Below are 13634 nucleotides of genomic sequence, written 5' to 3'. Positions count from 1 at the left end.
GGACCTTCTGTACCCGGGCCCGGCCGTGCCCGCTCAGTCCCCGGAGGGCTCCCACGGCCGGGCTGCCAGGATCTCCGCACCCGAGGCGGGCCCGTGCGTGCGCACGACGTGCCGTACCCCGCGGCTCGCCGAGAGCAGCACCGCGATGTCGAGGGCATGGCGGTCGTCGGCGACGAGGAAGCCGACGGTGGGCCCGGAGCCGGAGACGAGGGCGCGCAGCGCACCGGCCCGGATCCCCGTACCCATGACGTGGGCGACGTCCGGGAGGAGGGCGACGGCCGCGTCGGTCATGTCGTTGTGGACCGCCTCGGCGAGGGCCGCGGGATCGCCGTGGGCCAGCGCCGCGAGGACGGGTGCGGCGTCGGCGGGTTCCGCCGCCGAGGCGCGGGGCGCCTCGGAAGTCCCGTGCACCTCGGGAGTCCCGTCCACCGCGGGGTCGAAGCCCTCCGACCGTGCCGCCCGGAGCTCGTCGAGCTTCCGGTAGACGGCCGGGGTGGAGAGCATGCCGGTGCTCGTCGCGAGCACCCAGTGGTAGGTGCCGCGGGTGAGGACCGGGGTGAGGTCGTCGCCGTGCCCGGTGCCGAGCATCGTGCCGCCGTGGAGGGCGAAGGGCACGTCCGCGCCGAGGGCGGAGGCGACCTCGGCCAGGAGGTCCTCGTCGACCCCGCCGATGAGGTGGGAGTACGCGAGGAGTGCGGCAGCGGCGTCCGCGGACCCGCCGCCCATGCCGCCGGCGACGGGCACGTGCTTGTCGATCGTCACGGCCACCGGGATGTGGACGCCGGTCGCCTCGGAGAGCCGCAGGACCGCGGCGAGCGCGAGGTTCGAGGCGTCGCGCGGGATGTCCTCGTCCGCGTAGGGGCCCGTGATGTCGACGGTGTACTCGCTGCCGTCGGAGAGCACGGTGAGGGTGACGGTCTCCGCGACCGCGAGGGACTGGAACACCGTGACGAGGTCGTGGTAGCCGTCCTCCATGAGGTCCCCGACCTCGAGGTACGGATTGATCTTGCCGTGGGCGCGGGCGGTGACGGACGCGAAGCGGGCGCTCATGCGGGACCTCCGTTCTCCGCAGCCGCGCGATCCCGTGCTGCCTGCGCGATCCGCATGAAGTCGAAGACGTCGAGGGTCTCACCGCGCGCCTGCGGGTCGACATCCGCCCGGACGAGGATCTCCTCGGCGGCGGCCGCACCACCGGCCCAGTCCTTGAGCGCGGAGCGGAGCATCTTGCGGCGCTGGGCGAACGCGGCGTCGACGAGCGCGAAGACCTGCGCGCGCAGCTCCTCGGAGCCGAGGGGCGTCTCGCGGCGGACGATCCGGACGAGTCCGGAGTCGATGTTCGGGGCCGGCCAGAACACGTTCTTGCCGATCGTCGCGGCGCGGGAGACCTGGCCGTACCACTGGGCCTTCACACTCGGCACGCCGTAGATCCGCGAATCGGGTGCGGCGGAGAGCCTGTCGGCGACCTCGGCCTGCACCATGACGAGCACCTGCTCGATCGACCCGAAGGTGTGGAGGAAGTGGAGGAGGACGGGCACCGCGACGTTGTACGGCAGGTTCGCCACGAGGGCATTCGGTGTCACCGGGAGGTCCGTGACCCGCAGTGCGTCCTCGTTCACGAGGTCGAACTCCGCGTCGCCGTGGAACTCCGCGACGGTACGCGGGAGGCGGGAGGCGAGCACCGGGTCGATCTCGACCGCGACGACCCGGTGACCGGCCTCGAGCAGACCGAGGGTGAGGGATCCGAGCCCCGGCCCGATCTCCGCGACGACGCGTGCGGGCTCGAGTTCGGCCGCCTGCACGATCATGCGGACGGTGTTGGGATCGATCACGAAGTTCTGCCCGCGCTGTTTCGTGGGGCGCAGGTCGAGTTCCTCGGCGAGGGCCCGGACATCACGGGCCGAGAGCAGGGTGGTCACGGTTTCACCCTATAGGGAGAAGGGAGCGGTTTCGCGGAAGGGCGGGTTCCGCAGGACCCGCACCGCGATCGCTCCCGGGTCGATCGCCTAGCCTGGTGGGATGACCCCGGAGACCCTCGCACAGCTTCTCGATGCCCACGTCCTGGCCCGGATCGCGGAGATCGAGTGGTCCCCGGCCACGGAACTCCAGGTCGCCACCGCGCTGCGCAAGGAGGGCCATCCGCCCGAGGTGGCTGCCGCGATGCTCCTCCAGGCCCAGCTGCGTCGCGAGGCCGGTGCGAAGTTCGGGCCCTTCGCCGAGGACATGCTCTTCACCCGTGACGGACTCGCCCAGGCCACCCGGCTGCCCGTCGCCGCCCACCACGCACGCCGGATGCTGAGCGCGGTACCGGGACGAATCGCGGACCTCGGCTGCGGCCTCGGCGCGGACGCCCTCGCGTTCGCCGGGATGGACGGGGACGTCGAGGCGGTCGACGCCGACGAGGTCACCGCGGCCCTCGCCGCGTGGAACCTCCGGCACCTGCCGAACGTCTCCGTCACCCACGGCTCCGCCGAGGACTACGACCTCTCCCGTGCGCAGGCCGTGTGGATGGACCCGGCGCGGCGCCGTGGCACCACCGGTCGCGGAGAAGCACACCGACTGAGCGACCCCGAGGCGTTCTCCCCTCCCCTGTCCTGGGCCTTCTCCGTCGCCGAGGAGGTCGATGCCGTCGGTATCAAACTCGGCCCCGCGCTCGACCACGGTCTCGTCCCGGAGGGCTGGGAGGCTCAGTGGGTCTCCCACGCCGGCGACGTCGTCGAGGCGTGCCTCTATGCGGGTGCCGCGATCGAGGAGCCGGGACGCAATGCGCTCGTGCTCGGCGCCTCGGGGGCGGTGCGGATCCACGAGTCCCGGTTGCCGGACGGGGACGAGGACGGGATCGGCGACCTCGGTGAATTCCTCTTCGAACCCGACGGTGCGATCGTGCGCGCCGGACTCGTCACCGCGCTGTGCGAGCCCCTCGATGCCCGGCGGATCTCCGCACCGATCGCGTACCTCACGGGCGACCGCCTGCCCGTCGGCGCGGCGGAGACCGCGGTGCGGACGTGGAAGGTGCGGGAGGTCCTGCCGGCCGGTCTCAAACCGTTGCGCACCGCACTCGTGAAGCGCGGGATCGGGCAAGTCGTCATCAAGAAACGTGGGTCCGACATCGTTCCCGAGACGGTTCGTCGCAAACTCAGACTGCCTGCGGGCGAGCGGGCTACGCTGTTCTTCACACGCCTCGGCGAGGACCACGTCGTGATCCTCGCGGACGAGATCCCGAAGGAGTCATGATGCCCACTCGTGTCCGCGAGGACGTCCTCGTCACCGCACCCGAACTCGCCCGTCTGCTCAAGGCGGGTCTCGCTCCCGTGCTGCTCGACGTCCGGTGGTCGCTCTCGGTCCCGGGATCGCAGCCGCAGAATCGCGCGGACTACGCGGCCGGGCACATCCCCGGGGCGATCTACGTCGACCTCGACTCCGACCTGTCGGACCACGCGAATCCCGACCCGCTCGCCGGACGGCACCCGCTGCCCTCGGCGTCGGCGTTCGAGGCGACCGTCCGCGGCTGGGGCATCTCCGAGAACACTCCCGTCGTCGTGTACGACGACAACGCCTCCCAGGGAGCCGCCCGCGCGTGGTGGCTGCTCAAGTGGGCGGGCCTGCACAACGTCCGGGTCCTCGACGGCGGCTGGAGCGCGTGGAACCGTCACGGATTCCCCGTTTCCACCGAGGAACCCGAGGTGACCCCCTCCGAGGTCACCATCACCCCCGGATCCATGCCGGTACTGAGCGCCGACGAGATCGCTTCGCTCGCGTCCTCGGAGTCCGGCGTCGTCCTCGACGCGCGTGCCGGCGAGCGCTACCGCGGGGAGACCGAACCGCTCGATGCGAAGGCCGGGCACATCCCGGGAGCGAAGAACGCTCCGTCGACCGGCAACATGAACGGCCAGGAGTTCCTCTCGACGGAGGAGCTCGAGGAGCGGTTCTCCACGCTCGGTGCCCTGTGGGGCGAGGTCGGCGTGTACTGCGGTTCCGGGGTCACGGCGTGCCATGACGTCCTCTCGCTCTACCTCGTCGGGGTGGACGCGGCGCTCTACCCCGCCTCGTGGTCGGGATGGTCGAGCGATCCCGAACGCCCGGTGGCCGTCGGCGAGGAGTGAGGCGCCGAGGCGTGAGCGCGGTCGGGGCGTGAGCACGGGTACCCGGGGCCTACCCGCCCCTAGAATGGACCCCATGATCTCTGTCTCTCCCCTCGTCACCCTTCCCGGCACCGATCTCTCCGTCCACCGCCTCAACCTCGGCGGCAACCCCTTCGGCTGGGGTGCGGACAAGGACACCTCCTACGCCGTGCTCGACGCGTACGTCGCCGCCGGCGGCAACTTCGTCGACACCGCGGACATGTACACCTGCTGGGTCCCCGGCTGCGTCGGCGGTGAGTCGGAGACGATCATCGGCCAGTGGATGAAGGACCGCGGCAATCGCGACTCCACGGTGATCGCGACGAAGGTCGGCATGCTCGACGGCAAGGACAACCTCGACCCCGCGAACATCCGCGCGTGCGTCGAGGACTCCCTCACGCGCCTGCAGACCGACTACATCGACCTCTACTACGCGCACCAGGACGACCCGAACGCGGACCAGCTCGCGGTCGCACAGACCTTCGACGCACTCGTGCAGGAGGGCAAGGTCCGTCACCTCGCCGCCTCGAACTTCACGCTCGAGCGCCTCACCTCCGCCCGCCGCATCCAGCAGGAGAACGGCCTCGCGACCTACGCGGTCATCCAGAACCGCTTCAACCTCCTCGCCCGCGAGGACTACTCGCTCGCCCTCGAGGAGTACATCCGCGCCGAGGGCATGGGCGAACTGCCCTTCGCCTCGCTCGCCGCCGGGTTCCTCACCGGCAAGCACCTCGACGAGGGTGGCGCCGAGGGCTCGGCCCGCACAGGGGTCGTCGCGAAGTTCCTCGAGGACCCGACAGCGGTGAAGGCCGTCGAACTCCTCCGCGCGATCGCCGCCGCCCACGGCACCTCCCCGACGGCCGTGGCCCTCGCGTGGCAGCTGTCGCACGACACGATCCCCTCGACGATCGCCTCGGCCCGCGTCGCCGAGCAGGTGCCGGACCTCATGGCCGGTGCCGCCCTCGAGCTCACGGCCGACGAGGTCGCAGCCCTCACGGCGGTCGCACCGCGATGATCACCGCGTCCGTCGTCACCTGGGAGAACGGCACCGACCTCGTCCTCGACGCGGCGGTAACCGCCGATGTGGAGACCGTGTGGACCGTCATGACGGACCCGGAAGCGGTCGCCGAGTGGTTCGCGCCGTTCACCGTGGAGGAATCCGCGGGCGAGGGTTCCGGAGGATCCGATTCCGAGGACTCCTCCGGTGATGGCCCCGCTGACGGCGGACGCACGCTCCTCTTCCGGATGGACGAGAACCCGGACGAGGAACCCCTGCGCGCCGAGCTCGTCGACATCGAGGACCACGGTCACGTGCTCGTCGAGTTCGGGGCGCTCGGGAAGGTCGGCATCGGCATCACCCCGACCGACGATCCCGGCGCCGGTGGCACCCGGATCGTCGTCACCCACACCTTCGAGTCCCTCGCGGAGGCCGCCACGGTCATCGCGGACATCGGGCCGGTGTGGGAGACACACCTGCGCTACCTCCTCGAGATGCTCGGGGTCCCGGACACGACGGTCGAGGAGCAGGAGCTCTACACGCGGTACGCGCAGCTCGCGGACGAGGTCGCGGCCGAGGCGGATACGGATGCCACGGAGGAGGATCGATGAGCGAGGAGCGCGCACCGCTCGTCCTCGGGATCGAATCGTCCTGTGACGAGACCGGGGTCGGGATCGCCCGCGGCACGACCCTCCTCACGAACACCGTCGCGTCCTCGATGGACGAGCACGTGCGGTTCGGAGGGGTCGTCCCGGAGGTCGCGTCGCGCGCCCACGTCCAGGCGATCGGCCCGGCCATCCGCGCCGCCCTCGCCGAGGCGCAGGTGACGCTCGACGACCTCGACGCGATCGCGGTCACCGCCGGCCCCGGCCTCTCGGGTGCGCTCATGGTGGGGGTGAGTGCCGCGAAGGGCCTCGCCGCGGCGACCGGGCTGCCGCTGTACGGCGTCAACCACCTCGCTGCGCACGTCGCGGTCGACCTCGTCGCCCCCGACTCCCCCGGCCTCCACACGCCGACGATCGCGCTCCTCGTGTCCGGTGGGCACACGGAGATCCTCCGGATCGGGGACATCGTCGACGACATCGAACTCCTCGGCGCGACGATCGACGATGCCGCCGGTGAGGCCTTCGACAAGACCGCGCGCCTCCTCGGGCTCTCGTACCCCGGCGGGCCGAACATCTCGAAGGCCGCAGCCGGGATCCTCGACGGCACCGGTGTCCCCGGTGATCCGACCGCAGTGAGATTCCCGCGGGGCCTCAACACCGCGAAGGACCTCCGGGATCCCGCGCGTCGTTATTCCTTCTCCTTCTCCGGGCTCAAGACCGCGGCCCTGCGATTCATCACCGCCGCCGAGGCACGAGGTGCTTCCGCGGACGCCGTCCGCCTCGCCGACGTCGCCGCGAGCTTCGAGGAGGCCGTCGTCGACGTGCTCGTGCGCAAGACGCTCCTCGCGTGCGAGGACACCGGGATCGACCACGTGCTCCTCGGCGGCGGGGTCGCCGCGAACGGCCGGCTGCGCGAACGCCTCGCCGAACGCTGCGAGGCTGCCGGCGTCACACTGCGCGTGCCACCGCTCTCGCTGTGCACCGACAACGGCGCGATGGTCGCCGCACTCGGCGCGGAGATCGTGCGTCGTGGGCTCGCCCCCTCCGACCCCGCGTTCGGGGTCACCTCGTCGCTGGAGGTCGACCATGTCCTCGTCGCCTGAGGAATCGAACGCCGGGGGTGCCAACTCTTCGGGGGCCGGCGCTGAGGACTCCGCTCCCAGGAAGCCGCTCCTCGCAGACCTCGCCGGGGACGACACCGTGCCCGGACTCGACATGACCCGGGACGAACTCCTCACGCACCTGCGGGGCAAACGCCGCTCGGGTGACGGCTGGGTGGAGACTCCCGAGGGCCGGTTCTGGGGGAAGTTCGGGGCCGCCGGGCTCCTCCTCCACGATCCCGACCGCGGTGTTCTCCTGCAGCACCGCGCGCTGTGGTCCGCCCAGGGCGGCACCTGGGGAATCCCCGGTGGTGCGATCGACGAGGGCGAAACCCCGTTGCAGGGCGCGATCCGCGAATGCCACGAGGAGGCCGGTTGCCCGCCGGTCGACGGCAGCGGCATCGAGATCCTCCACACCCACGTCCTCGAGCGGACCGGGTGGAGCTACACGACCGTCGTCGCCCGGGCGCTCGAACACTTCGAGGCGCACATCAACGACGTCGAGAGCCTCGCCCTCGAATGGGTGCCGCTCGCGGAGGTCGAGACGTACCGGCTCCACGACGCCTTCGCCGCCGCCTGGCCCCACCTGAGGCCCCACCTCGAGGGGTGAGTCTCGCCCCCGTCCCCGGACGGGTCTCCTCGTGCACGCCTTCCCCGCAGACGGCACACACTCCCCGGACGGTTGCACGCAACTCGACCGCAGCAGGTGTCAGACCGCCGGGCTGAGCGGCTCGACCGAGGGCACTCCGAGGCTGGTCTCGGCCGCGAGGTCGTACGCGGTCTGCATCGCGAGCCAGGCACGGGCAGTGCTGACTCCTGCCGCTTCCAGTCGCACCGCAAGATTCGGGGTGATACGAGCATGGCAGTGAAGGACACGACTGAGGGCAACGCGTGAGATGCCGAGACGGTCAGCGGCTTCGCCGACACCGAGGCCGAGCTCTGAGAGGACGTCCTCGCGGAGCACCTCACCGGGGTGAACCGGATCATGGATCATGTCGCCACTCCTTTCAGTGGTAGTCCTCGTAATCAACCAACTCGATGTCGCTCTTGATGAAGCGGAATGTCACGCGCCAGTTGCCGTTGACCCAGATCGACCAGCGTTCCGACTCGTCACCCTTCAACGGATGAGTCCGGAACGACGGGATCGCCAGGTCAACTTCTGATTCCGCTACATCGAGCACCGAGAGGATACGCCGCAGTTCCGGCACATGATCGGCGCGAACGCCCTTCTTGGAGCCGGTCCGGTACAGGGCCTCCAGGCCCTTGTGCTGGAAACTCACGATCACCGGTTCATTGCATCGCGTATCGTTACGCGATACAACGAATCGGGGTGTCGACCAGAATCACAATGCTTCGGTCAGAACCGTGACTTCTCCGTCAGGAGCGCACTTCGGCACGTTACTTCGGCACGATGTCGTGCCGAAGTGCACTGCTGATGCACCAATTGCACTGCTGATACCCCGACTGGCTCGCTCTCTCGGACGGCGCTTCACCGACGCGCGCTTCCGCGGCCCGCACCACCTCGAACAGCTCAGTCCCGGGAGCCGAACGCTTCGCAGGGGCTGTCGGTCTCGAGTTCCTCGACGAGCGAGCGGGCGACCTCGATGAGGGAACCCGTGGACTCGAGGACCGCGCGCTGGCGCTGGTACCCGGCTCCCGCCTCGGCGATCCGGAGGACGTCCTCGAGTTCCGCGACGCAGCCGAGGCGTTCGGCGGTCGGGCGGAGCCGCTCGACCTCGTCGGCGAGGACCTCGGTGACGAGGCGTTCGCGCGCCTCGGCGTTCTCGATGATGATCGCGTCCATGCCGTACCGGGCGGTGCGCCACTTGTTCTCGCGGTGGAACCAGTCGGGCATCGTCGGCAGGGTCTCCCCCGCATCGAGCCGACCGGACATGTCGTCCACGAGGCACTGGACGAGCGCGGTGAGCGCCCCGATCTCCCCGAGGTTCGACATGCCGTCGCACACCCGCACCTCGAGCGTGCCGTTGTTCGGCGAGGGGCGCATGTCCCAGCGCACCTCGTTGATGACGTCGATGACCCCGGTCGTGAGCATGTCGTCGAGGTACTTCTCGTACCCCGCCCAGTCCTCGAGCTGGAAGGGAATGCCCGCGGTCGGCAACTGCTGGAACATCATCGCGCGGTTCGAGGCGTACCCGGTGTCCGAACCGTCCCAGAACGGCGAGGAGGCACTGAGCGCCTGGAGGTGCGGGATGTACGCGAGCATCGCGTTCATGATCGGCATGACCTTGCGGACGTCGTCGACACCCACGTGCATGTGCACCCCGTAGATGAGCATGTTCCGGCCCCACCACTGGGTGCGGTTCACGAGCTCCGCGTAGCGTTCCTTGTCCGTGATCTGCTGCTGCCACCACCGGGAGAACGGGTGCGTGCCGGCGCTCAACAGCTTGACGCCGAGCTTCTCACCGAGCCCGCGCAGATCACCGACCGCCACCCGCAGATCGTCCATCGCACCACCGACGGTGTCGTGCACGCCGGTGACGAGTTCGACCGTGTTCGTGAGCATCTCGCCCACCGCCTTCGTCGACAGACCGGGAACGTCCGCGGCGAGCCCGAGGAGTTCCGGGGCACGCGGGACGAGTTCCATCGAACGCGCATCGACGAGTGCGAGTTCCCATTCCACCCCGAGTGTCGACCGGGCCGAGCGAGCGAATTCCACCATGCCTGCCATCCTAGTTCCGGGCACGAGACCTCCCTCACACGGGGGAACGACCGTCTTCCCGGGCGGGGCGCGGACCGGCCTGTAGCGTGGGGACCATGGTCCGACTCCAGGCTCGCCGCACTTCCCGCCTTCTCGCGCTCGGCACCGCCGCCGTCCTCGTCACCGGGTGTGGCGCCCTCTCCCCCGCCGAGGCGCCCGCCGGTTCCGACACCACGGCACCTCCGGCGGACTCGGCTTCCGGAACCGTCCCGCCCACCGGGGCAGCGGCCGGCGCGGATTCCGGGCCGGGAACACCCGCCGACTTCGCCGACGAAGCAGCGGAGATCGTCGCCGGGTACTCCGACGAGGAACTCACCGGCGCGGTCGTCATGGCGACGTACCCGGGCACCGACGGCACCGTGGCCGCTCAGCTCGCGGCCGACCTCCACCTCGCCGGGGTCATCGTCATGGGTGACAACCTGCCCGAGGGCGCCGGTCCCGAGGAGGTCCGGGAGGTGACCGCGGCGATCACGGATTCCGAGGAGGAGTCCCTCCCGCTCCTCGTGGGAGTGGACGAGGAGGGCGGTCCGGTGGCGCGCCTCGACGGGGCCGGGCCGGACGTCCCGCCCCTCATGGCCCACGGCGCGGCCGACGATCCCGCGCTCACCGAGGCGGTGACGGAGGCGCAGGCCCACGAACTGCGGTCGCTCGGGTTCACCCTCGACTTCGCGCCCGTCGCGGACGTCACCGTCGGTGCCGCGGACCCCGCAATCAACGTCCGGTCGGCAGGCTCGGACCCCGAACGGGTCGCGGACATCGTGTCCGCCGCGAGCACCGGGTACTCGACCGGGGGCATCCTCTCCTCCGCCAAGCACTTCCCCGGACACGGCGCGCTCACGACGGATTCGCACGAGGGCCTGCCGGTGTCCGAGGAGTCGATCGAGGAGATGGCGGACCGGGACCGGGTGCCCTTCGAGGCGGCGGTCGAGGCCGGGACACCGACGGTGATGATGGGCCACATCGGCCTGCCCGGCGCCGAGGAGGTCCCCGCGACCCTCAACCCGGAGGCGTACGAGGCTCTGCGCGACACCCTCGACTACGACGGCCTCGTCGTCACGGATGCGCTCAACATGGGTGCGATCACCCCGGAGACACCCGGCGACGAGACGGTCGACGCGATCGCGGCCGGAGCCGACCTCGCCCTCATGCCACCGGACACCGAGGCGGCGGTGAGCGCGCTCGGTGCGGCGCTCGAATCCGGTGAACTGCCGCGTGATCGGCTCGTCGAGGCGGCCGAACGGGTCGTCGCCGCGCGATTGTGGCAGGAGGCGGCTGTCGGTGGCGACGACGCTGCCGATGCCTCCGGCGACGAGGCCGAAGGCACCGATGTCGATGACGCGACACAGGATCTCGCCGACGCGTCGCTCACGGTCCTCGCCGGCGAATGCACGTTCGCGGACGCCGGGTCCGAGGGAGAAGGTACCTCCGAGGTCACGGTGGCAAGCGCCTCGGAGGAGGTACTGGCCGTGTTCACCGACGCCGCCGCGGACGCGGGCCTCACGATCACGGACGACGCCGAGGTCTCCGTCGCCCTCGACGCGACGAACACCGGGGCCGATGTCGTCATCGGCACGGACGCACCCTGGGATCTCGCCGAGGCGGCCGCGAACGCCGGGGACGGGGACACCGTGCTCGCGCTCTACGACGACTACGCGGCCGGACTGCGCGCCGCGGCCGAGTACCTCGCCGGCGACCTCGAGGCGTCCGGGGAACTGCCGGTCGAATTCGACGGGGTCGAACCGCCCGACTGCGGCTGAGTGCCGGCTGCGGCGAGCAGTGTCCCGACCGGCATCCGGTCGGCCTCGCCGGGCCCCGACCGCGCGGAGGGTCCCCGCATTTCCCCTGGTCACCGGGCCTGAATCGGGTTAGGTTCGTCCTGTGAAGCCTGCACCGCGCCCTGCACCGAATGCCCACCGTGCTGCGGCGTCGACGTCCGCCTCCGGTGAGACCCGTGCGGTGTTCGACGTCCTCAGCGTGTTCGGGCGGCTCCACGCCCGTGTCGTCCCCGCACCGCTGTTCCCGATCGTGCTCGCCAGGCAGGGCTACACGCCCTCGGCGGTGTCGAATCTGTTGTCGCGCCTCGCCGCCGGGCACGTGCTCCTCCCGGGCGCATGGGGCCGGACGACGGTGTACCGCCGCGCACCCGACTATGACACCGATTTCACCCGGCTCGCCGCGGCCGGCACTCCCCCGGCGTACACGGGCGCGTTCCCGGCGTTCCTCGTTCCGGTGCCGGGAGCAGACGGAGCAGCCTCTCCGGACCCCGGCGACGCCTCCGACCCGACCGCCGAGGCGCACGAAGCCTTCCGCCGAGCCGGGTACCGCCCACTGCGGCCGGGTGTGCTCATCGCTTTCGCGGATGCCGTGCCGCAGGTGCAACCCGCCCTCGACGCGCTGCCGCCGTCCCTGCAGTCGGGGTTCGAACCGTGCACGCTCACGCCCCGCGACCTCGGGACCGCACGGGACTGGGTGCGGGTGGCATGGCGCCTCGGGGATCTCGGGGAGGAGATCTCCCGGGCCGAGGCGTCGGTGAGCGAAGCACTCGACGACCCGGACCTCACGGAGCCGCGGTTCCACGACCTCTTCCACGCCGTCGCGATGCTCCTCGTGCACGTGCCGAACGTCCCGTCGATTCTCGTGACCGGCACGGGCCTGCGCGAACGCCTCGTCGATCTCATGGACCGGCTCGCCGCCACGTGGGACGAGCGGTTCGCGGAGTCGCTGCGCTCGACGGTGCTCGCCCATCCGAGTGCCCAGTTCCTCGAGTTCGAGTGAGCCCCACCGCGCCGAGCGCATTCACCCGGCGACGCCGAGCGTGCGGTCGAAGGCCTCGAGCGCGAGGTCGAGCGCGGCCGACCGTGAAGCGCCCGTACCCGTCGCGTACAGGTGGGCGGACCCGAGCGTGAAGTAGACGAACATCGCCGCCCATGCGACCGGCACGTCGCGGATCGACCCGTCTCCGCGCCCACGGAGGACGACCGCGGCGATGAGATCGTTGTCGGTCTCGAGCATCTCGGCGGGGATCGCGTGCGGATTCGCCTTCTCCCCGCTGTCGGCGATCACCCGGCCGTACGCGGCCTCGAGAACCGGGTCGGTGAGGAGCGGGGTGTCCGCGAAGAGCAGGGTGAGGACGTCCGGGAGGTCGAAGAGTGCCCGAGCGATCCGCGCGAGTGCGTCGAAACCTCGCCCTCGACCGGGATCCGCGGCGACGACCGCCCGGACGAAGTCGGCCCCGGCCTGCGCCGCCACCTCCCGCGTCATCGCCTCGCGGTCGGAGAACCGACGGTACAGCGTCGTCCTGCCGATGCCGAGGGAGCGGGCCACTTCGGCCATCGAGGCCGTGGGGTGTGCGGCGAGGACGGAAGCGATGCGCCGGAGGAGGTCGTCGTTCATCGTTCCATTCTCGCACAGGCGGTACTCCCCTGTTCCAGAGTGGAACATGCATGTACCATTGTGGGACAGAGTTGTTCCACGCCCGACCGCACCCCTCCTGCGAAAGGACAGCGGCCATGACACACCGTCATTCCGACTCCGCCACCACCCCTTCCCTCACCGGATCGACCGGGCACGGGGAATCCTCGACCGGTGGCGCCCGGTTCGCACTCACCCGCACGGACATCACCGTGCTCGCCGGCGGCTTCGCGATCGCAGGTGGAGCACTGGGGTGGTTCCTCCCCGTTCTCGTCACCTGGGTCGGCAGGATCCCGTTCCTCGACCTCCCGCAGGTCGTCACCTGGGCCGCAGCCCTCGAGAGCCCGGCGATGGCCGTGGTCCGACCCGGTGCAGGGGTCCTCCTCGGCCTCCTCGTCACCGCCCTCGTCGCGTTCACGACAACAAATCTCGAGATCCACGACGACCGGATCGTCATCGACGGTCACGACGGCCGACGGGAGATCAGACGTACGTCGTGCGCGGGCGTGTGGTTCGAGGACGGCAACCTCGTCGTCCTCGGAACCGGCGGAGGCACGCTCTTCCGTGGTTCCGTCGAGGGCAACAGAACACGGATCGAGCGTGCCTTCCGGGCACACGGCTACCCCTTCGGCACCGTCTGAGCACAGTTCTTCTGCAGTTCCCGAGGACCACGAGCCCCGACGA

Annotated in this window: 15 protein-coding genes; 9 read left to right on the top strand and 6 right to left on the bottom strand. The window is 70.6% G+C overall.

The features are described from left to right. Positions 1-33 precede the first annotated feature (33 nt). Together ABD172_RS03375 and rsmA are read right to left on the bottom strand one after the other, a co-directional pair. Positions 34-1050: a 4-(cytidine 5'-diphospho)-2-C-methyl-D-erythritol kinase gene (locus ABD172_RS03375; protein WP_344306933.1), complete on the bottom strand. Its 1017-nt coding sequence runs from the start codon at positions 1048-1050 to the stop codon at positions 34-36. Continuing rightward, positions 1047-1916, bottom strand: a complete 870-nt coding sequence (rsmA, locus tag ABD172_RS03370; protein ID WP_344306931.1) for a 16S rRNA (adenine(1518)-N(6)/adenine(1519)-N(6))-dimethyltransferase RsmA — start codon at positions 1914-1916, stop codon at positions 1047-1049. Before rsmA ends, ABD172_RS03375 begins: the two co-directional genes overlap by 4 nt. 100 nt (positions 1917-2016) lie before the next feature. On the opposite strand from rsmA, the gene ABD172_RS03365 reads away from it, so the two are divergent. From ABD172_RS03365 to ABD172_RS03340, 6 genes are all read left to right on the top strand, one after another. Continuing rightward, the gene (locus ABD172_RS03365; protein WP_344306929.1) at positions 2017-3231 is read left to right on the top strand and encodes a class I SAM-dependent methyltransferase; all 1215 of its coding nucleotides are present in this window, start codon (positions 2017-2019) and stop codon (positions 3229-3231) included. After that, complete coding sequence (locus ABD172_RS03360; RefSeq protein ID WP_344306927.1) at positions 3228-4100, top strand: sulfurtransferase; 873 nt, start codon at positions 3228-3230, stop codon at positions 4098-4100. Before ABD172_RS03365 ends, ABD172_RS03360 begins: the two co-directional genes overlap by 4 nt. A 73-nt stretch (positions 4101-4173) precedes the next feature. Beyond that, complete coding sequence (locus ABD172_RS03355; RefSeq protein ID WP_344306926.1) at positions 4174-5133, top strand: aldo/keto reductase; 960 nt, start codon at positions 4174-4176, stop codon at positions 5131-5133. Further along, positions 5130-5726 carry an SRPBCC family protein gene (locus tag ABD172_RS03350; RefSeq protein WP_344306925.1) on the top strand — a complete coding sequence of 199 codons (597 nt, stop codon included), beginning with the start codon at positions 5130-5132 and terminating at the stop codon, positions 5724-5726. Before ABD172_RS03355 ends, ABD172_RS03350 begins: the two co-directional genes overlap by 4 nt. After that, on the top strand, positions 5723-6823 hold the full coding sequence (gene tsaD / locus ABD172_RS03345; protein ID WP_344306924.1) for a tRNA (adenosine(37)-N6)-threonylcarbamoyltransferase complex transferase subunit TsaD: 1101 nt from the start codon (positions 5723-5725) through the stop codon (positions 6821-6823). Before ABD172_RS03350 ends, tsaD begins: the two co-directional genes overlap by 4 nt. Next, positions 6807-7430 (top strand): NUDIX domain-containing protein, encoded by a 624-nt coding sequence (locus ABD172_RS03340; RefSeq protein WP_344306922.1) that lies wholly within the window; start codon positions 6807-6809, stop codon positions 7428-7430. The genes tsaD and ABD172_RS03340 overlap by 17 nt, the downstream gene beginning before the upstream one ends. Positions 7431-7529: 99 nt before the next feature. Here the strand turns inward: ABD172_RS03340 and ABD172_RS03335 are convergent, their stop codons facing one another. The 3 genes from ABD172_RS03335 to ABD172_RS03325 all read right to left on the bottom strand — a co-directional run bounded on the left by ABD172_RS03335 (position 7530) and on the right by ABD172_RS03325 (position 9500). Continuing rightward, the gene (locus tag ABD172_RS03335; protein WP_344306920.1) at positions 7530-7814 is read right to left on the bottom strand and encodes a HigA family addiction module antitoxin; all 285 of its coding nucleotides are present in this window, start codon (positions 7812-7814) and stop codon (positions 7530-7532) included. A gap of 13 nt (positions 7815-7827) precedes the next feature. After that, a complete protein-coding gene (locus ABD172_RS03330) occupies positions 7828-8100 on the bottom strand; it encodes a type II toxin-antitoxin system RelE/ParE family toxin (RefSeq protein ID WP_344306918.1) in 273 nt (90 codons plus the stop codon). 251 nt (positions 8101-8351) lie between these two features. Beyond that, the gene (locus ABD172_RS03325; protein ID WP_344306916.1) at positions 8352-9500 is read right to left on the bottom strand and encodes a glutamate--cysteine ligase; all 1149 of its coding nucleotides are present in this window, start codon (positions 9498-9500) and stop codon (positions 8352-8354) included. A 95-nt stretch (positions 9501-9595) separates the two neighbouring features. On the opposite strand from ABD172_RS03325, the gene ABD172_RS03320 reads away from it, so the two are divergent. Continuing rightward, positions 9596-11296, top strand: coding sequence for a glycoside hydrolase family 3 protein (locus ABD172_RS03320; RefSeq protein ID WP_344306915.1), 1701 nt, complete (start codon positions 9596-9598; stop codon positions 11294-11296). 121 nt (positions 11297-11417) lie between these two features. Beyond that, positions 11418-12314, top strand: coding sequence for a hypothetical protein (locus ABD172_RS03315; RefSeq protein WP_344306913.1), 897 nt, complete (start codon positions 11418-11420; stop codon positions 12312-12314). Between the two features lie 21 nt (positions 12315-12335). Here ABD172_RS03315 and ABD172_RS03310 read toward each other — a convergent pair whose 3' ends face one another. Then, positions 12336-12932: a TetR/AcrR family transcriptional regulator gene (locus ABD172_RS03310; RefSeq protein WP_344306911.1), complete on the bottom strand. Its 597-nt coding sequence runs from the start codon at positions 12930-12932 to the stop codon at positions 12336-12338. 116 nt (positions 12933-13048) lie between these two features. Here ABD172_RS03310 and ABD172_RS03305 point away from each other — a divergent pair, with 116 nt between their 5' ends. Further along, on the top strand, positions 13049-13591 hold the full coding sequence (locus ABD172_RS03305) for a YqeB family protein (protein ID WP_344306909.1): 543 nt from the start codon (positions 13049-13051) through the stop codon (positions 13589-13591). The last annotated feature ends 43 nt before the right edge of the window (positions 13592-13634 follow it).

The sequence above is a fragment of the Brevibacterium samyangense genome (genome assembly GCF_039529845.1).
Lineage (GTDB): Bacteria > Actinomycetota > Actinomycetes > Actinomycetales > Brevibacteriaceae > Brevibacterium > Brevibacterium samyangense.
This window is presented reverse-complemented; position numbering and strand designations above follow the sequence as displayed.